Origin of the sequence: Vibrio variabilis (assembly GCF_003263785.1) — a bacterium.
In the GTDB taxonomy this organism is placed as follows: domain Bacteria; phylum Pseudomonadota; class Gammaproteobacteria; order Enterobacterales; family Vibrionaceae; genus Vibrio; species Vibrio variabilis.
This window is the reverse complement of the sequence record NZ_JYJK01000128.1, coordinates 27,292-46,514: the sequence shown is the minus strand read 5'-3', so window position 1 is coordinate 46,514 and position 19,223 is coordinate 27,292. Positions and strand designations below refer to the sequence as shown.

At 47.8% G+C, this 19,223-nt stretch carries 7 protein-coding genes and 7 pseudogenes; 9 read left to right on the top strand and 5 right to left on the bottom strand.

The features are described from left to right. The 3 pseudogenes from gltB (TZ48_RS21195) to gltB (TZ48_RS21185) form a co-directional block, all read right to left on the bottom strand. A pseudogene (gene gltB / locus TZ48_RS21195) lies at positions 1-699 on the bottom strand (glutamate synthase large subunit); the annotation flags it as partial. Between the two features lie 406 nt (positions 700-1,105). After that, positions 1,106-2,574: pseudogene (locus TZ48_RS21190) on the bottom strand (glutamate synthase subunit beta). Next, positions 2,574-7,119: pseudogene (gene gltB, locus TZ48_RS21185) on the bottom strand (glutamate synthase large subunit). The pseudogenes TZ48_RS21190 and gltB (TZ48_RS21185) overlap by 1 nt, the downstream one beginning before the upstream one ends. Before the next feature lie 525 nt (positions 7,120-7,644). Between gltB (TZ48_RS21185) and mnmL the strand changes: the two are divergent. The 4 genes and pseudogenes from mnmL (at position 7,645) to TZ48_RS21170 (ending at position 11,466) form a co-directional block, all read left to right on the top strand. Beyond that, positions 7,645-8,582: pseudogene (mnmL, locus tag TZ48_RS21180) on the top strand (tRNA modification radical SAM protein MnmL/YtqA). Between the two features lie 68 nt (positions 8,583-8,650). Continuing rightward, positions 8,651-10,574, top strand: a pseudogene (arcB, locus tag TZ48_RS21175) (aerobic respiration two-component sensor histidine kinase ArcB); the annotation flags it as partial. A gap of 77 nt (positions 10,575-10,651) precedes the next feature. Continuing rightward, positions 10,652-11,002, top strand: a pseudogene (locus TZ48_RS26530) (Hpt domain-containing protein); the annotation flags it as partial. Continuing rightward, entirely contained in the window at positions 10,999-11,466 is a 468-nt protein-coding gene (locus TZ48_RS21170) for a hypothetical protein (protein WP_112480558.1), read from the top strand. The pseudogene TZ48_RS26530 and the gene TZ48_RS21170, both read left to right, overlap by 4 nt. Positions 11,467-11,545: 79 nt before the next feature. Here TZ48_RS21170 and arcA read toward each other — a convergent pair whose 3' ends face one another. Then, on the bottom strand, positions 11,546-12,262 hold the full coding sequence (arcA, locus tag TZ48_RS21165) for a two-component system response regulator ArcA (protein WP_112459845.1): 717 nt from the start codon (positions 12,260-12,262) through the stop codon (positions 11,546-11,548). Positions 12,263-12,591: 329 nt separating this feature from the next. Here arcA and TZ48_RS21160 point away from each other — a divergent pair, with 329 nt between their 5' ends. Then, positions 12,592-12,984, top strand: a complete 393-nt coding sequence (locus tag TZ48_RS21160) for a DUF3293 domain-containing protein (RefSeq protein ID WP_239671020.1) — start codon at positions 12,592-12,594, stop codon at positions 12,982-12,984. 96 nt (positions 12,985-13,080) lie between these two features. Next, positions 13,081-13,563 carry a putative 4-hydroxy-4-methyl-2-oxoglutarate aldolase gene (locus TZ48_RS21155; protein WP_042503035.1) on the top strand — a complete coding sequence of 161 codons (483 nt, stop codon included), beginning with the start codon at positions 13,081-13,083 and terminating at the stop codon, positions 13,561-13,563. A gap of 35 nt (positions 13,564-13,598) precedes the next feature. Here the strand turns inward: TZ48_RS21155 and TZ48_RS21150 are convergent, their stop codons facing one another. Beyond that, positions 13,599-14,087 carry a ribonuclease regulator gene (locus tag TZ48_RS21150; RefSeq protein ID WP_239671019.1) on the bottom strand — a complete coding sequence of 163 codons (489 nt, stop codon included), beginning with the start codon at positions 14,085-14,087 and terminating at the stop codon, positions 13,599-13,601. 421 nt (positions 14,088-14,508) lie between these two features. Between TZ48_RS21150 and thrA the strand changes: the two are divergent. The 3 genes and pseudogenes from thrA (at position 14,509) to thrC (ending at position 19,208) form a co-directional block, all read left to right on the top strand. Further along, positions 14,509-16,967 (top strand): annotated as a pseudogene (gene thrA / locus TZ48_RS21145) (bifunctional aspartate kinase/homoserine dehydrogenase I). A 1-nt stretch (position 16,968) separates the two neighbouring features. Next, positions 16,969-17,931, top strand: coding sequence for a homoserine kinase (gene thrB / locus TZ48_RS21140; protein WP_112480554.1), 963 nt, complete (start codon positions 16,969-16,971; stop codon positions 17,929-17,931). Next, on the top strand, positions 17,928-19,208 hold the full coding sequence (gene thrC / locus TZ48_RS21135; RefSeq protein ID WP_112480552.1) for a threonine synthase: 1,281 nt from the start codon (positions 17,928-17,930) through the stop codon (positions 19,206-19,208). Before thrB ends, thrC begins: the two co-directional genes overlap by 4 nt. The last annotated feature ends 15 nt before the right edge of the window (positions 19,209-19,223 follow it).

Genomic DNA, 19,223 nt, shown 5'->3' with positions numbered 1-19,223 from the left:
CGGAACGGCTGTGCCAACGGCAGCGAGGTTGAGTATTGGTAGAGAAACGCTGGTGGAACAAACAGATCGACGATTCCATGCGAAGATCAGCAAGATCGAGGTAGAATCGCGGGAGATCGGCCGGCATACACAGACCTTTGTAGACGATCACCTGGGTCGACAAACTACAAATATAGAAATCTTCATCTTCCGTAATGCGCTTTTCAATGCGGCGCTTCGCGATGTAAAGACGCCTTTCTACATCTTGCTCACGCCATCCAGCGGGGCAGAGATAAAAACCTGAACAATATTGGGTAGCGAATTCAGCGCGATTGGGCCGAGTACGTCTTCATTGGTTGGCACGTCGCGCCAGCCAGAAATGGTGAGCGTTTCTTTAGACAGTTCTTGGTTGATGATGTCTTTTGCAGATTGGGCTTTAACCGGATCCTTGGAGAGAAACATCATGCCGACGGCATACTGCTTAGCCAAGTTCCATTGGTTTTCTTCTGCAATTAAGCGGAAATATGAATCGGGTTTTTGAAGTAGTAAGCCACAACCATCGCCGGTTTTTCCATCTGAGTTGATGCCGCCACGGTGAGTCATGCGGTCCAGTGCTGAGATTGCGGTGCGAACCAGTTTGTGACTGGGCTGACCTTGCATATGCGCAATCAGGCCAAATCCACAGTTGTCTTTTACAAGACTTGGATCGTAAAGAGCCATTGCCTTTCTCCCTTTGAGCTTGCTGTCATCCTGACAGTAAATTAATGCTTTTTAATGACTTTTTATTGTTATGTGAGTCAAATTTTTAACTGTTAGTTATTAACAAATTGCATTTATTTTATTTTCACGAACTTCACAACGTATAGCTTATGGCAAGAAAGGTCAAGTTTTCAGAAATTTGTTGTGTATGTCTCGAAAAAACAAACAAATAATCTAGTTACTTTACAGTTATTTGCGGTGAAAAAGGAGAGAAGGTTAACAGGTTGCGGGAGACTCATGGCTGCCGCCCGTCAATGATGTGCTTTGGTTGGGCTGGGTCATTGATAGAAAAAAGGCCAGCATAAAGCTGGCCAAATTAGGAAGGAATGCTGTTAGTTACTTATCCGTGTAACTAGACAGTTTGCCTTTAAGCGGAAAGCATCAACGAGTTGGCTTTCGCTTCTAGGTTAGTGTTGCCCATTAGGTATTCATCGATAGCTCGTGCACACTCACGGCCTTCGTTGATACAGCGTACAACCAAAGACTGGCCAGTACGCATGTCACCTGCGGCAAATACACCTTGTTGGTTTGTTTGGAAGTTCTCGGCAGCCACGTTGCCGCGCTCATCCAGTTTGATGTCAAGCTGAGCCAGAACGCCCGTTGGTTCTGGGTGAAGGAAGCCCATTGCTAGGAACGCCATGTCACATGGGATCACACGTTCAGAACCTGCTACTTCCTCAAAGCTTGGACGCTCACCAGGAGCGGCATCTTGCCAAACGATATCAGCGATACGAAGACCCGTGACTTGGCCTTCATCGTTACCGATAAACTCTTTGGTTAGGATGTTCCAATGACGATCACAGCCTTCTTCGTGAGAAGTTGTGGTCTTCATGATCATTGGGTACTGAGGCCATGGCATGTTAGCTGGACGCTTCTCTGGCGGAATCGGCATGATTTCTACCTGAGTAACGCTTGCAGCTTTGTGACGGTTAGAGGTACCTACACAGTCAGAGCCAGTATCACCACCACCGATCACCACAACATGCTTGTCTTTGGCGTGAATCTCTTTACCTTTCAGATCCATATCGTTTGCACGGCGGTTGTTTTGCGCTAGGAATTCCATCGCAAAGTGAACGCCGCTTAGCTCACGACCAGGAACCGGTAGGTCACGAGGCACGGTAGAGCACCTGTTAGCAGCACCACATCAAACTCTTGACGCAGCTGCGCAGCGTTTACGTCAACACCAATGTGTTGGTTAACCTTGAACTCAACGCCCGCTTCAGCCATTAGGTTGATTTTACGGTCAATGATGTCCATGCCTAGCTTGAAGTCAGGGATACCAAAGCGCAGTAGACCACCGACTTTCTCATCACGTTCGAATACCGTTACTGAGTGACCGGCGCTATTTAGTTGCTCGGCTGCAGATAGACCAGCAGGGCCTGAGCCGATAATAGCGACAGTTTTACCGGTGCGAGAGCGAGGTGTTTTTGGTTTCGCGTAGCCTTCACGGTAAGCCGTTTCAACAATGGTCTTCTCAATGTTACAGATGGTGATTGGGTCTTGGTTGATACCAAGTACACAAGCACTTTCACACGGAGCAGGACATACGCGACCTGTAAACTCAGGGAAGTTGTTGGTTGAGCTTAGGATGCGCCAAGCTTCTTCCCAGCTGTCACGGTAAACCGCGTCGTTAAACTCTGGGATGATGTTGCCGATTGGGCAACCGTTGTGACAGAAAGGTACGCCACAATCCATACAACGAGAAGCCTGAGTATTGATCTTATCGCCAAACTCTTCGTTAAGAACGAACTCTTTGTTGTTTTCAATACGAACCGCTGGGTCGAGCTTCCCCGGAAGCTCGCGACCATGTTCTAAAAATCCAGTAGGCTTACCCATTATACTGCCTCCACTTCTTCCGTTTGAGCTTGCTCAGCTTCTGCTTTGCGCTTTAGTAGCACTGCTTTGTAGTCTCGTGGCATTACTTTCACTAGTGATGCAATGCTTGCTTCAAAGTTGTCTAAGAACGACTGAGCGACTTCACTTCCTGTGAACTCCACATGCTTAGTCAGCATGTCTAGTAGTAGTTCGCGATCTTCTTGTTCGATTGGGTCTAGGTCGACCAATTCTGGGTTTAGCTTGGTTTCAAAGTCACCCGCTTTATCCCAAACATACGCCACACCGCCACTCATACCAGCAGCAAAGTTACGACCTGTTGAGCCTAGGATAACCGCTACACCGCCAGTCATGTATTCACAGCCGTGGTCACCCACGCCTTCAACCACAACCTTCGCGCCAGAGTTACGAACACAGAAGCGCTCACCAGCCATACCGCGGATGTAAGATTCACCAGACGTTGCACCGTAGAAACAAACGTTACCGACAACGATGTTATCTTCTGCAACGATGCTTGATTTCGCATCTGGGTACAGTACTAGCGTGCCGCCAGAGAGACCTTTACCCCAGTAATCGTTCGCATCACCTTCCACTTCGAACTTCACGCCCTTAGCTAGGAAAGCACCGAATGACTGACCGGCACTGCCGTTGAACTTCACGTTCATTGGCTTTGGTAGACCTTGGTCTTTGTAAACTTTAGAGATCTCGTTCGACAGCATGGTACCTGCAGAGCGATCCGTGTTGATGATTGGGAACTCAGCATTAACGGCTTCTCCCTTCTCAAGTGCTGGGATAGCCGCTTGAATCAATTTACGGTCCAGAACCTGTTCTAGGTTGTGGTTTTGCTCTGTTTGGTTGTAAACACCGTCTTCCTCGCGCGCTTGTTCGATGTGTAGAACTGGCGATAGGTCGAGGTTCTTGTATTTCCAGTGAGCGATGTCGTCGCGGATCTTCAGTTTCTGAGACTGACCCACCATCTCATCGATAGTGCGGAAGCCAAGCTCAGCCATGACTTCACGTAGCCTTCAGCCATATATTGGAAGAAGGTAACAACGTCTTCTACGCGGCCATCAAAGCGCTCACGTAGCGTTTTGTTTTGTGTTGCGATACCAACTGGACAGGTGTTCTTGTGACACTTACGCATCATGATACAGCCTTCAACAACCAGAGCGGCTGTTGCCACACCCCATTCCTCAGCACCTAGCAGAGTCGCAACGGCAAGGTCACGTGGCGTTTTCATCTGACCATCAGATTGAACCACGATACGGTTACGTAGGCCGTTCTTCAGAAGTGTTTGGTGTGTTTCTGCCAAACCTAGCTCCCAAGGAAGACCAGTGTGGCGGATTGAAGACATTGGTGATGCACCTGTACCACCATCAAAACCAGCGATAAGAACAACGTCCGCTTTCGCTTTCGCTACACCTGAGGCGATAGTACCAACGCCCGCTTCCGATACCAGTTTCACGTTGACGCGACCAGCACGGTTCGCATTCTTCAAGTCGTAGATCAGCTGAGCCAAATCTTCGATTGAGTAGATATCGTGGTGTGGCGGTGGAGAAATTAGACCAACGCTGGAGTGGAGTGACGAGTCGCACCGATCCAGTCATCAACTTTATCACCTGGTAGCTGACCACCTTCACCCGGCTTCGCACCCTGTGCCATTTTGATCTGAATTTCATCAGAGTTGGTTAGGTAGTAAGAAGTCACACCAAAGCGGCCTGATGCTACCTGCTTGATCGCAGAGCGTTCCCAATCACCGTTCTCTTTACGTTCGAAACGTGTTGGGTCTTCACCACCTTCGCCCGAGTTAGATTTCGCGCCAATGCGGTTCATTGCAACAGCTAGAGTCGAGTGAGCTTCGTACGAGATAGAACCGAACGACATTGCACCTGTTGCAAAACGCTTAAGGATGCTTTCGATTGGCTCAACTTCCTCTAGAGGAATAGAACCTGCTGGGTTCTTAACAAAGTCTAGCTGGCTACGCAGTGTTGCTGCGTTGTCGCCTTGGTCATCAACTGCTTTCGCGTATTGCTTAAACTGAGCGTAGTTTTTGTTGCGAGTCGATTCTTGCAGTAGTGAGATAGTTTCTGGGTTAAACAGGTGCTTCTCACCACGCTGTTTCCACTGGTAAACACCACCAACATCAAGAACTTGTACTGGGATCTCACGCGTTGGGAAGCCAACACGGTGACGGATCAGTACTTCTTTTGCGATGTCATCAATGGTTAGACCTTGGATACGAGAAACGGTACCCGTGAAGTATTTCTCTACGACAGATTTGCTGATACCCAGCGCTTCAAAGATTTGTGCACCGTGGTAAGACTGCAGCGTTGAGATACCCATCTTCGAGAAGATCTTCAGAAGACCGCCATTGATGGCTTTGCGGTAGTTCTCGAATAGCTCAGAGATGGTTGCTTCTGGATCCAGCTTCTTAGTGCGCTGCAATTCCACCATAGTTTCGATAACTAGGTATGGGTTAACCGCGTTAGCGCCGTAGCCCACTAGCGTCGCAAAGTGGTGCGTTTCACGAGCATCACCGGTTTCAACCACGATGTCACACTTAGCACGTAGACCCTTACGGATCAGGTGGTGGTGAACTGCGCCAACCGCCAGCATCGCAGGGATAGCTGCGTGGTTAGAGTTCACTGCACGGTCAGTGAGCAAGATGATGGAGTAACCATCGATAACTGCGTCTTCTGCGTATTGGCAGATACGTTTCAGTGCGCGCTCTAGCTTGCCTTCGTCTTCGCTTGCTTGGAATACGATATCCAGAGTCTTCGCTTGTAGGTGCTCATTATCGATAGCACGCAGTTTCTCAAGCTCAGAGTTAGATAGAACTGGAGACTCAAGCTCAACTTTTTGACAGTGCTCTGGCGATTCTGCTAGTAGGTTCTGATCTTTACCTAGGTAAGTGTTCAGAGACATAACCATGCGCTCACGAATCGGGTCGATTGGCGGGTTGGTTACCTGAGCAAACAGCTGCTTAAAGTAGTTGGATAGATGTTGTGACTGGTGCGAAAGAATCGCGAGTGGCCAGTCGGCACCCATTGCAGAAAGTGGCTCTTTGCCATCTTTTGCCATTGGCACAATGATCTCATTCACTTCTTCTGAGCTAACACCAAACGCTTGCTGTTTGTGCAGTAGCTTCTCTGGAGAAGGTTGGCTGAACTCGTTGCTCGCATCTGGCAGCTTCTTCAGGCTTAGTAGGTTCTCTTCCACCCATTTCTGGTATGGCTGAGCACTTGCAATACCATCTTTCACTTCTTCATCAGAGATGATGCGACCCTGTTCTAGGTCAGCAACGAAGATACGACCTGGCTGTAGACGACCTCGGAACTCAACGTTCTCTGGCTCAATGTCGACAACACCAGATTCTGATGCCATCACTAGGAAGTCATCTTTCGTCACAGTATAACGAGATGGACGCAGACCGTTACGGTCTAGCGTTGCACCTACCTGAACACCGTCAGTGAAACACACCGATGCTGGGCCATCCCATGGTTCCATAACGTTCGCGTGGTACTGGTAGAACGCACGACGGGTTGGATCCATGTTTTTGTTTTCTTGCCATGCTTCAGGAATCATCATCATTAGCGCATGTGGCAGGCTACGACCAGATAGAACTAGGAGCTCAAGTGCCATATCGAAGTTTGATGAATCCGAGCTTCCTTCTTGACAGATAGGAAGCAGCATGTCGATTTCTGCTTGTGTGAACAAGTCAGATTCGATGATAGCTTCACGAGCCTTCATCCAGTTCAAGTTACCGCGAACTGTGTTGATCTCACCGTTGTGGGCAATGTAACGGAAAGGCTGCGCTAGGCGCCATCTTGGGAAAGTATTGGTAGAGAAACGAGAGTGAACCAGCGCCAGTGCTGTCACCATCGTTGGATTTTGTAGATCGAGGAAGTATTGAGGCACTTGCTCTGTCGTTAGCTGACCTTTGTACACCAACGTCTTGTAAGACATAGAGTTGATGTAGAAGTCATCACCGATGTTTGACACGCTTTCTAGACATACACGAACCGTGTAGTTACGAAGAACGTAAAGCTTACGCTCAAGTTCTTCTGGTGTGCAGCCTGGGCCGCCGGTTACGAATACGTGTTCAAATTGAGGTTCTGTGCTTAGTGGGTCAGCACCAATCATAGAGTTATCGGTTGGCAGCACGCGGTAGCCAATCACTTCTAGATCTAGGCGCTGTGCATTGCGCTCTAGGATGTCACGACATTGTGCGCGTTTGTGTTCGTCTTTAGGGAACAACACAACACCTACACCGTACTTCTCAAACGATGGCAGCTTAATGCCAAGCTTCACGGTTTCTTCTAGCAGAAACTCGTGTGGCTTTTGAAGTAGGATACCTGCACCATCACCGCTGCATGGGTCACAACCTTGACCGCCACGGTGCTCCATTCGCGCTAGCATATCCAGGGCTTGAGTCACTACATCGTGAGATTTACGGTTTTTTAGGTGAGCAACAAAACCGATACCACAAGCGTCATGCTCCAATTCAGGAGTATACAGACCTTGTGTATTCTGCTCTCTATCTACCATAGATACTTCCTTCCAGTTAAATCTAGACGCAATTAGAGTGTGTGATTGCGTCTTGTCCTTTGTAATTTTGATTCTTGACTGCCAGAGGGGGCAGTGTTCGAGTCCATTCTGCATCTCGCAGGAAAAGTGTTGCGAGAAAAACATTCCGTGGTGATATTCAATGTCTTCATTCCACAATCTAGTGGAATCTGTTGGTGGGAGTAGAATATCGACCCTAATCAACCAATTCGTACTGTAATAAAAACGGCAAATACAGCAGAATTGTGTAAGTATCCTACAATTTTGTCCTCGTTAATTCCAACGAAACTTACGTCTGTTACACATTTTTTTTATCTTGTTTTGAATATATTTTATAACATCGATGCAACATTTCGGGTTTTCTGCTTGTTTTTCTGCATATTTATTGATTTTGATTAAGAGTGTTTAAAACGCCGATTGCTACTATTCATGGTTTTCTTTTGCAGGGATGTAATTTAGTTTCACAAATTAGAGTGAGATTCATTCTTATTAGTAGGTTTTTTGAACATGCAATTACATGAGTTAGTGAATACCATCGGCCAAGATCTGCAGCGCCGATATGGAGAAAAGGTTCACAAGCTAACCCTGCACGGCGGCTTTAGCTGCCCAAATCGCGATGGCACTATAGGCCGTGGTGGTTGTACATTCTGCAACGTGGCTTCTTTCGCAAGCGAAGAGACCCAGATCCAGTCGATTCACGAACAGCTTACCGACCGAGCGGGTGAGGTTAAGCGCGCTAAGAAGTATCTGGCGTACTTTCAGGCCTACACTAGTACCTACGCTGAAGTCCAAGTGTTGAAAAACATGTACGAAGAAGCGCTTAAATACGCGGATATCGTTGGCCTGTGTGTGGGAACGCGCCCAGACTGTGTGCCAGATTCGGTGTTAGAGTTACTTGCCGGTTATGTAGAGCAAGGCTATGAGATTTGGCTTGAGCTTGGTTTGCAAACGGCGAACGATCAAACTTTAAAGCGCATTAATCGTGGCCACGACTTTGCGGTTTACGATGAAATCACCAAGCGCGCTCGCGCTCTAGGCATTAAAGTGTGCACGCACTTGATTGTCGGCCTGCCAAACGAAACTAAGCAAGACAATCTACAGACGCTAGAAAAGGTGTTGGAAACGGGCACCGATGGTATCAAGCTGCATGGCCTTCATATTGTTGAGGGCAGTACCATGGCAAAGGCTTGGCGTGCAGGACGCTAGAGGCACCAACTTTAGAGTTCTACTTAGATGTCGCCAGTGAGATGATTCGCCGCACACCGGCCGAGATTGTTTATCACCGCGTTTCTTCATCGGCAAGACGCCCTACGCTGCTCTCACCACTATGGTGTGAGAACCGCTGGTTGGCGATGACCGAACTTGGCAGAACCCTAACGGCAGAAGGTGCTCAGGGAGCACTGACCGAGAATCCGTTTATTTATCACAAACCTGTTCTCAAATAATTCGCCTTCCGTGTGCAAACTTGGGCTTAGTGATAGACTTAGCCCAGTTGTAACGCACGGAGTGCTGAATGAAACCCATCAAAAATCTCGCGCAATACTATGTCGACCTATTGGTGAAACTCGGTATTGTGCGCTTCTCTATTATATTGGCGCTAGCTCTTGTCGCCCTGGCTGTTGTAGTTCAGGTCGGTATCACCTTGGTACTCAATGGGCGCGTTGATGATATCGACATTGTTCGTTCGGTGTTCTTTGGACTATTAATCACCCCTTGGGCGGTCTATTTCCTCTCCGTTGTGGTCGATCAGCTTGAAGAATCTCGTCAGCGTCTTGCTAAGATGGTGTCTAAGCTCAAGGAGATGCGCTCACGCGACCAAGATCTTAACCACAAACTTCAGCAGAACATTCGTAAGCTCAATCAAGAGATTGAAGAGCGTCAAAAAGCCGAAGAAGCACGTGAAGAGGCGATGAAAGATCTCGAGAACGAAGTCTTTCAACGTGAACGTACCCAGCTTGAACTTGCGGAACGAACCGCACTGCTGCGCTCGTTCATCGATGCCTCACCCGACCTTATTTACTATCGCAATGCAGAAGCGTGTTCTCAGGATGTAACAAGGCCATGGAGGAGCTTACTGGTCGTAAAGAGAAAGACTTGGTTGGTCTCACGCCATGGGATGTCTACTCAGAAGAAATCGCAAAGCAGGTTGTGGAAACTGATCACAAGGTAATGGGTGACAATCAGGCACTGACCTATGAGCAGTGGCTCGAATACCCCGATGGTAAAAAATGCTTCTACGAGCTTCGTAAAGTGCCGTTCTACAGTAAGGATGGTCGTCACCTTGGGTTGGTGGGCTTTGGCCGTGATATCACTGAGCGTAAGCGTCATGCGGAGTCATTGGAGAAGGCGAGCCGAGACAAGACCACGTTTATTTCAACCATCAGTCACGAGCTGCGCACGCCACTCAATGGCATTGTGGGCTTGAGCCGTATGCTCCTAGATGGGCAGTTAAATGGTGAGCAGCGTAAGCAGCTGCAAACGATCAATGTCAGCGCGATTACTCTTGGTCATATCTTTAACGACATTATCGACATGGACAAGTTTGATAGACGCAAGCTGGAGCTCTTCCCAGAGCCGTTAAACTTTGAAGATTTTGTCGCAGAGCTAGAAAGCATCTCAGGCTTAATGGCGGAGCAAAAAGGGCTGCGTTTTGATCTTGAGAGGCTGACCGATTTACCGGAAGGCGTTATCGTTGATGCAACACGTCTTCGTCAGGTCATTTGGAATTTGGTGAGCAATGCCATGAAATTCACCAAGCAAGGCGGGGTGGTAATGACCATCAGCGCGGATATTGAAGATGGCCGCGCGCACATCACGATCGAAATCGAAGATACCGGTATCGGCATTCCGCAAAAAGAGCTCGATAAGATCTTTGCGATGTACTACCAAGTGAAGTCGGGCAAAGACAATCTGCACGCCGTTGGTACTGGTATTGGCCTTGCGGTATCGAAACAGCTGATCCAAATGATGGATGGCGATATTACGGTGGACAGTGAAGAGGGATTCGGCAGTACGTTCACCGTGACCATCAATGTTCCATGCGCGGATGAAATGCAGCTTGCACCGGCTGAAGTGAAGCGACAAGGTAGCCTGCGTATCTTCTTACTGGAAGATATTGAACTTAACATCACCGTCGCACGTTCTTTGCTCGAGAGTCTTGGGCACAGCGTCGAAGTAGCCATGACGGGTGAGGAAGCGTTAGCGAACTTTTGATCCAGCAAGTTTTGATTTAGCGCTGCTGGATATTCAACTTCCAGACATGACGGGTTTTGATGTCGCCCAAGGGCTCAGAGAGCGTTATGCTGAACTGCCACCACTTGTGGCACTCACAGCCAATGTGCTTAAGGATAAGCAGGAGTATCTGACAAATGGCATGGACGACGCCATCAGCAAACCTCTGAGTGTCAAAGCATTGACTGAAGTGATCAATAAATTCCACGGCGATGATGTCATGGAAGAACCACAGCCAGAGGAGAAGGAAGTGACAGAGAACATCAACAGTGAAGTCTTTAATCGCTTGCTGGATCTCGACATGTTGGAGTCATACGTCGACATCGTTGGCAGTGCTCCTGTGCTCGATAGCATCAAGATGTTTGAGCAGATGATGCCAGACTATATCGATATCCTCGATTCAAATATGACAGCCAAAGATCAGCCGGGTATTGCCTCTGAAGCGCACAAGATAAAAGGGGCTGCAGGGTCGATTGGCCTTAAACGTATCCAGTCGATAGCACAAAAGGCGCAGTCTCCAGAGCTTCCAGCTTGGTGGGAGAATATTGAAGATTGGGTTGAAGAGATCAAAAACGAGTATCAGAATGATATTCAGATACTTAAATCGTGGTTGGAAGGTAGGGAATCAAAATGAAAAAAATAGTCTCAGCAGTCGCACTTTCTGTCGCTCTTATCGGTTGTGCGTCATCACCAACAGGAAATGCTATCTGGGCATCCAGCGATACTGTGATGGTTGAAAAAGAAGCCGTGCGTTTAGAGTCGACGCTTTGGATTGATATGATGCCCAAAGTAGGGGAAACGTCGGCGCTGTTAAAAGAGCAAAACCTCTATGGTGCACTTTATCTGCGTACCGACAAACAGTTGCCTGCAGGTATGGACGTGAGTAAAGTCGTACTCAAGCAAGACAATATGGTATGGGAATTCGAAGGTGATGATTTTGAGTTGAGAACTCAATCAGAAAGTCAGTGGGAAGTAGCGTTTAACTGGCAGCTTGAAGTCAACATCACCAAACCTATCGATGTGGCGGTGCAGCTTACCGATAGCGGCCGCGAAATCTGGGTGGTCAACGGCGAAGTGCCTGTGGATACCGTATACTAAGCTTTTCTATTGAATACTCAGAAAAAACAAAAAGGGACGCAAATGCGTCCCTTTTCGATTGTTAACAATCGATGGTCGATTACTCTTCTAGATCACCACAGAAGCGGTAACCTTCACCGTGAATCGTAGCGATGATCTCTGGCGTGCCAGATACTGATTCAAAGTGCTTACGAATACGACGAATCGTTACGTCTACAGTACGGTCATGTGGCTTAAGCTCACGACCAGTCATCTTCTTAAGAAGGTCGGCACGAGTTTGGATCTTGCCTGGGTTCTCACAGAAGTGTAGCAATGCACGGAACTCAGAGCGTGGCAGCTTGTAGCTGTCGCCGCTTGGGCTAACCAGTGAACGGCTATTGATGTCCAGAACCCAACCATTGAACTCGTATTTTTCAACGCTGCGTTTTTCTTCTGTCGCTGCGCCGCTGCTCATAGAGCGAGTTAGTAGGTTACGTGCACGGATAGTCAGTTCACGTGGGTTAAATGGTTTAGTGATGTAATCATCAGCACCAATCTCTAGACCAAGGATTTTATCCACTTCGTTGTCACGACCAGTTAGGAACATTAGAGCAACGTTAGCTTGCTCACGTAGTTCACGTGCTAGCAGTAGACCATTTTTACCAGGAAGGTTGATATCCATGATAACTAGGTTTACAGAGTTCTCTGACATCACCTGGTGCATTTCCTGACCGTCGCTGGCCTCGAATACAGCATATCCTTCTGCTTCAAAAATGCTTTTTAGGGTGTTACGGGTTACTTGCTCATCTTCAACAATAAGAATCTGCGGGCTTTGCATCGGCGGTACCTAAATTAAACTTGTGAAAATTCTGTCTGTAGTAGAATAAATTCTAGGCAAAAAGTTAACATATAGGTAATGTTTCTTGGAGCTTTTACTCACCATCACTGAAACAGTTACGTTTTACGTCGCCATCCATGATGTTGCCAAAAAACGAGAAATCCCTGTAATCTCTTATTATTCTGCTAGGTCATTGAGGCGAATTCTATAATGTTAACAGCATGCTAACAATGGTCAAATGTTAATTCCATGCAGTTTGTTGATTTAAATCAATAGGCGCTTTGTAACAAATATTAATAGTATTGGGCAGAGGCTAAATTTTAGATAGTATGAGTATCGATGCACAACTTTGGCGAGCTTATTCAAACATTGCGATGCGGTTTCTCACTGAGTGGGAATGCGATAGCTACGCTGTTATAACAGCTAGTAACCCACGAAGTCGTAAACTAAGTGATGAAGAAAACTGCATAAAAAACCGAGAGCTAGAACAAAATTTAGCAGATTTTCACCATGTAAGTGTAAACGTCGGCGATCCAAGCTTTGAGTGGGTGGAAGCGAGTTTTGCGGTGGATATCCCGTTTTCGCAAGCGTGTGAGTTAGCGCAAAAATATGAGCAAAATGCCATCTACTGGGTCGAAAATGGTGTACTGTTTCTGGTCTCTTGTGATGAAGATCAGACGAAAAAGAATTTAGGCTTGTTGAGTCAGTACGTGCGTCAATGACCGATTGGCTGGGCAAGTAAAAAGGGATTTTACTTTAATGCTCTCTAAAGGTGCGGCTGGTTTTTGCACCTATTGGGCTATTATCACGGAGGAAACATGAGAGATATCACACCTGATATTTGTGACCAACACGAAGACAAAGTGATGCTGCTGAACTTGCCGCTGCAAAACTTTGGTCAACGCGCCGCCTTTTGGGGCGAGATTGTCACGGTACGTTGCTACCACGACAATTCCATGGTGCGAGAAGTGCTCGGCCACGATGGTAAAGGGAAAGTACTCTTTGTTGATGGGAATGGCTCGTGTGCGAAAGCGCTTTTGGGCGACCAGTTGGCGATCATGGCCATTGAGAATGGCTGGGAAGGCGTCATTGTTAATGGTGCAATTCGCGATGTTGCTGCAATGTCGGAGATGGATCTTGGGGTGAAAGCACTCGCAGCGTGTCCATTTAAGACAGAAAAACGCGGAGCTGGGCAAATCAACGTCACACTGACCATGAACAATCAAATTGTTCAGCCAGGTCATTATGTGTACTCAGATTGGAATGGAGTGCTAATTAGTAAGGAAGCTCTGGAATTTTAGTCTGTGGGCGGTAATCGCTGTATTTACACACTCAACTAAAAACGGAAACCTAGACCGACTTCAACCCCTTGCTGAACTTTTTCAAAGTCAAAGGTGGCGTGAACGTCTAGGTTTTCTGTTAGCCTCATTCGGCTCGAAATCTCGGCCGCCATCGCGCCTTGCGTCTCGTTATTCTCTTCGTATTGATATCCACGCAGCGTACTCTTAACAGAGATACGATCAGACACCTGATAGTTAACGCCGCTCAGAAAACCACGGTCATTAGAAATGTCCGAATTGTTGAGGCGGGCACCAATGTATACGTCTAAAGATTCAAATACAGCGTAAGAGTAGCCGCTATCGACATTCCACACATCGAAAGCGTCTGCGCTGCTGGATTTACTACCAGAAGACAAGAAGAAACTGTGCGGTGATTGATTATGTTGAGAAGGGAGCGCAGGAAGCTCAACAGAGAGTGCTGAGGCGCTGAACAATAAACCACTACAAACCAATAACGCTAGGGCGCGTAAATACACTGCTCTCATGGCACCACTCCTTGGTTATCGTTTTTATAGTTTATTGATTTCTAATTAAAGCACAGAATCTAAGCAAAAAGTTGTAAAACTATATAGCATTTAGTTATGTATAAAGATCCCAACTGCATATAAATGCATTATTATCCTTTTTTATGCTTTTGATAAAAAACTGCTCGCCAAGCAACAAAAGTACAATTTTTGATTGACTAATCGCCAACAAATGCGGTACACGTATGGGTAAGCACATAACAGAATCTGAAGCACGACCTATTATGTTTAATCACCAGCACGTAGTAATGACCACCACCATTATTATTACCGACATTATCGTTGGGGCAGGCTGGTAGACGGAAGAAATTCAAAAACAAGGCCTGTATCACCAAGATACGGGCCTTTTTTTTACCTGTTTTGAGTATTTCGGGAGGAAAGGATGCGAGTACTAAAATTTGGAGGCTCATCGTTAGCCGATGCGGACCGTTTTTTACGAGCGGCGGACATCATCGCCAACAATGCCCAGCAAGAAGACTTAGCCGTGGTGCTATCAGCACCGGGCAAAACGACCAACAAACTAGTAGCGGTCATTGAAACTGCACTTAAGAACAATGAAGTTGAACTGCAAATCTCTGAACTAGAGACGTCATTCAACGAGCTGTTCTCCAACATTAAAAAAGTCCTCCCGAATATCGACAGCACAGATTTCGACAACCAAGTCAAAACGTCGCTGTTCCAACTTCACCAGTTCGTCCATGGTATTCGCCTTCTTGGCACTTGCCCTGACCATGTTAATGCTCGCATCATCTCTAAAGGTGAGCGCATCTCTATCCAGTTGATGAAAGCAGTGCTTATCGCGAAAGGCCAAGCAGCGGATCTTATCGACCCAGTGAAATACCTGTTTGCCAACGGCGACCACCTAGAAGCTATGGTGGACGTTGAAGTATCGACTCAAAACTTCCAAGCGAATCCGCTTGCTGAGGGTGTTGTACACATCATGCCAGGCTTCACTGCAGGCAATGCGAAAGGCGAATTAGTAACGCTAGGTCGTAATGGTTCGGACTATTCTGCAGCGGTACTGGCTGCGTGTTTGCGTGCGGATTGTTGTGAAATCTGGACCGACGTTGATGGTGTTTACAACTGTGACCCTCGATTGGTTGACGATGCGCGCCTTCTTAAGTCTCTTAGCTATCAAGAAGCGATGGAACTCTCTTACTTCGGTGCTTCGGTTCTTCACCCGAAAACCATCGCCCCAATTGCTCAGTTCCATATCCCTTGCCTTATCAAGAACTCCTTCAACCCACAGGGTGCCGGGACTTTGATCGGTCAAGATACTGGCGAAGACAACCTACCAATTAAAGGTATTACCACACTTTCTAACCTCATCATGGTTAACGTATCTGGCCCAGGCATGAAGGGCATGGTAGGTATGGCAAGTCGCGTATTTGGCGCCATGTCATCGGCAGGTGTCTCTATTGTTCTTATTACTCAATCTTCCTCAGAGTACAGCATCAGTTTCTGTATTGAAGAAGAAGACAAGCTCGAAGCTGAGCGTGCGCTTAGTGAAGCGTTCGAGCTTGAGTTGAAAAACGGTCTGCTTGAGCCTGTAGAGTTCATGGATGACGTTGCAATCGTAACGCTCGTCGGTGACGGTATGCGCACTTCTCGCGGCGTTGCCTCTCAGTTCTTCTCATCCCTTGCTGAAGTAAACGTGAACATTGTGGCTATTGCTCAGGGCTCATCAGAGCGCGCGATTTCGGCAGTTATTCCAGAAGATAAGATTTCCGAAGCGATCAAAGCCTGTCACGAAAACCTATTTAACTCCAAGCACTTCCTCGATGTGTTTGTCGTTGGTGTTGGCGGCGTAGGTGGCGAGCTGGTGGATCAAATCCAAAGACAGCAAGGGAAGCTGGCCGAGAAAGGTATCATTATCCGTGTTTGCGGCCTGGCAAACAGCAAAGGGGTATTGCTTGATGGAAATGGTTTACCGCTTGAGCAGTGGCGCGATCGCATGGGGGATGTCAGTGAGAAGTTCACCGTCTCTAGCCTGGCTGCACTGGTTCAACGTAATCACATCATCAACCCTGTGTTGGTTGACTGTACATCAAGCGAAGATATCGCGAATCAGTACGCTGAGTTTCTAGCCGCAGCTTCCACGTAGTGACGCCAAACAAGAAAGCGAACACAGCCAGCATGTCGTACTACCATCAGCTTCGCGATGTGGCTCGCAGCTCTCGCCGTAAGTTGATGTATGAAACGACGGTAGGTGCAGGCCTGCCAGTTATCGAAAACTTGCAGAACCTAATTGCTGCGGGTGATGAACTTGAGAAATTCAACGGCATCCTGTCTGGCTCTCTATCATTCATCTTCGGTAAGTTGGATGAAGGGCTAACGCTTAGCCAAGCAACCAATGTAGCCAAAGATAAAGGCTTTACTGAGCCAGACCCACGTGATGACCTTTCTGGTATGGACGTGGCGCGTAAGCTACTTATTCTGGCGCGTGAAGCGGGTATGGCGCTGGAGCTTGAAGATGTAGAAGTTGATCAAGCTCTACCACCTGGCTTTGATGATTCAGGCTCTATCGATGAGTTTATGGCTCGTCTACCGGAAGCCGACGCATACTTTAGCGAGTTGGTAGAAAACGCTGCGAAAGAGGGCAAAGTACTTCGTTATGTCGGTGAGATCGCCGATGGCAAGTGCCGCGTTCGCATAGCAGCTGTCGATGAAAACGACCCGATGTTTAAGATCAAAGACGGCGAGAACGCACTGGCCTTCTACAGCCGTTACTATCAGCCAATCCCACTGGTACTTCGCGGTTACGGTGCTGGTACAGAAGTCACTGCCGCGGGCGTCTTCTCAGACGTGATGCGTACGTTAGGCTGGAAACTAGGAGTATAAGATGAGTGATAGCGTTGTCGTTTATGCGCCTGCCTCGATTGGCAATGTGAGCGTTGGCTTTGATGTGTTGGGCGCGGCGGTGTCACCTGTTGATGGTACCCTGCTTGGCGATTGTGTTGAGGTGAGACTGGGCGACAAGCCGTTCGATCTAGCCACCAAAGGTAGCTTTGTTGATAAGCTGCCAAGCGATCCAAAAGAGAACATCGTTTACGATTGCTGGAAGGTTTACGCTCGTGAGCTAGACAAAAAAGGTGTGACACTCAAGCCTGTCTACATGACGCTTGAGAAGAACATGCCGATTGGCTCTGGACTCGGTTCTAGTGCCTGTTCTATTGTTGCTGCGCTCGACGCACTGAACCAGTTCCACGGTAATCCACTGAATGAAACTGAGCTTCTCGCGCTAATGGGTGAGATGGAAGGCCAAATTTCTGGTGGCATCCATTATGACAATGTGGCACCTTGCTACCTAGGCGGCGTGCAGTTGATGTTGGAAGAGCTCGGTATCATCAGCCAAGAAGTACCATGCTTTGATGAGTGGTACTGGGTTATGGCTTATCCGGGCATCAAGGTGTCGACTGCAGAAGCGCGTGAGATCCTACCATCTCAATATCGCAGACAAGATATCATTGCCCATGGTCGCCACTTAGCTGGGTTCATTCACGCTTGTCACTCTAATCAACCAGAGTTGGCAGCAAAGATGATCAAAGATGTCATCGCCGAACCTTATCGCGCTAAGTTATTACCAGGGTTTAGCAAAGCTCGTGAATACGCTGCGACAGCGGGTGCACTAGCAACAGGAATTTCAGGCAGCGGCCCAACGCTATTTAGCATCTGTAAAGACAAAGATGTCGCGGACAGAGTGGCTCGCTGGCTAGAAGAAAATTACGTACAAAATAACGAAGGATTCGTCCATGTTTGTCGCCTCGACAAGCAAGGCTCGAAGGTAACAGGAAGTAAGCTATGAAGCTGTACAACATCAAAGAGAACGACGAGCAAGTCTCGTTTGGCCAAGCCGTTCGCCAAGGCTTAGGTCGCAACCAAGGTCTATTTTTCCCATCTGAGCTGCCAAAGTTCGATGATGTAGACGCACTGTTGGCTGAAGACTTTGTCACGCGTAGCGCAAAAATTTTGTCTGCGCTGATCGGTGATGAGCTTCCAGCAGAGAAAGTGAATGAGTTGGTCGACAATGCATTCCAGTTCCCAGCGCCTATCAATCAGGTAAAAGATGGCGTATACGCACTTGAGCTTTTCCACGGTCCAACGCTAGCGTTCAAAGACTTCGGTGGCCGCTTCATGGCTCAGTCTTTGGCGGCTGTCTCTGATGGCGGTAAGATCACTATCCTTACCGCGACATCAGGTGATACGGGGGCGGCGGTTGCCCATGCGTTTTATGGCATGGAAGACATCAATGTTGTTATCCTTTATCCAAAAGGCAAGATCAGCCCGCTGCAAGAAAAACTATTCTGCACGCTAGGCAAAAACATCCATACTGTCGCGATTAACGGCGACTTCGATGCCTGTCAGGCGCTGGTTAAGCAAGCCTTTGATGATGCAGCACTGCGTGAAGAAATCGGCCTTAACTCGGCGAACTCAATCAACATCAGCCGTCTGATGGCGCAAATCTGTTACTACTTCGAAGCGGCATCTCAGATGTCGAAACAAGAGCGTGAGAATTTAGTCGTCTCGGTACCAAGTGGTAACTTTGGTAACCTAACGGCAGGTCTATTGGCAAAAGCACTAGGTCTTCCTATCAAGCGCTTCATTGCGGCAACCAACGCTAACGATACGGTACCTCGTTACCTAGAAACCGGTGAGTGGGATCCTAAGCCAACGGTTGCAACAACTTCAAATGCGATGGACGTAAGTCAGCCAAACAACTGGCCACGTATCGAAGAGCTATGTCAAATCAAAGGCTGGGGACTGGATACGCTGGGTAAAGGCATGGTGACGGATGAGCAAAGTGCGGAATCTGTGCGTGATCTTAACGCTAAAGGCTACCTGTGTGAGCCGCACGGTGCGATTGCCTACCGTTTGCTAGATGAGCAGCTGCAAGAAGGTGAAACAGGCCTATTCTTGTGTACCGCGCACCCAGCCAAGTTCAAAGAAGTGGTGGATGATATCCTTGAGTCAGACATCGACCTTCCAGGGCCTTTAGCTAAGCACGCAGCGATGGAGTTGTTATCTGAAGATCTTGATAACGACTTTGATGCACTGAAAGCCGTGTTACGTCGAGTTCAGTAATCAAGTGTCATAATT

Excerpts from the sequence above, each read along its gene's own strand:
- TZ48_RS21170 (WP_112480558.1), top strand. The coding sequence starts at position 10,999 with ATGAAAAAAATAGTCTCAGCAGTCGCACTTTCTGTCGCTCTTATCGGT.
- arcA (WP_112459845.1), bottom strand. The coding sequence starts at position 12,262 with ATGCAAAGCCCGCAGATTCTTATTGTTGAAGATGAGCAAGTAACCCGT.
- TZ48_RS21160 (WP_239671020.1), top strand. The coding sequence starts at position 12,592 with ATGAGTATCGATGCACAACTTTGGCGAGCTTATTCAAACATTGCGATG.
- TZ48_RS21155 (WP_042503035.1), top strand. The coding sequence starts at position 13,081 with ATGAGAGATATCACACCTGATATTTGTGACCAACACGAAGACAAAGTG.
- TZ48_RS21150 (WP_239671019.1), bottom strand. The coding sequence starts at position 14,087 with ATGAGAGCAGTGTATTTACGCGCCCTAGCGTTATTGGTTTGTAGTGGT.
- thrB (WP_112480554.1), top strand. The coding sequence starts at position 16,969 with ATGAGTGATAGCGTTGTCGTTTATGCGCCTGCCTCGATTGGCAATGTG.
- thrC (WP_112480552.1), top strand. The coding sequence starts at position 17,928 with ATGAAGCTGTACAACATCAAAGAGAACGACGAGCAAGTCTCGTTTGGC.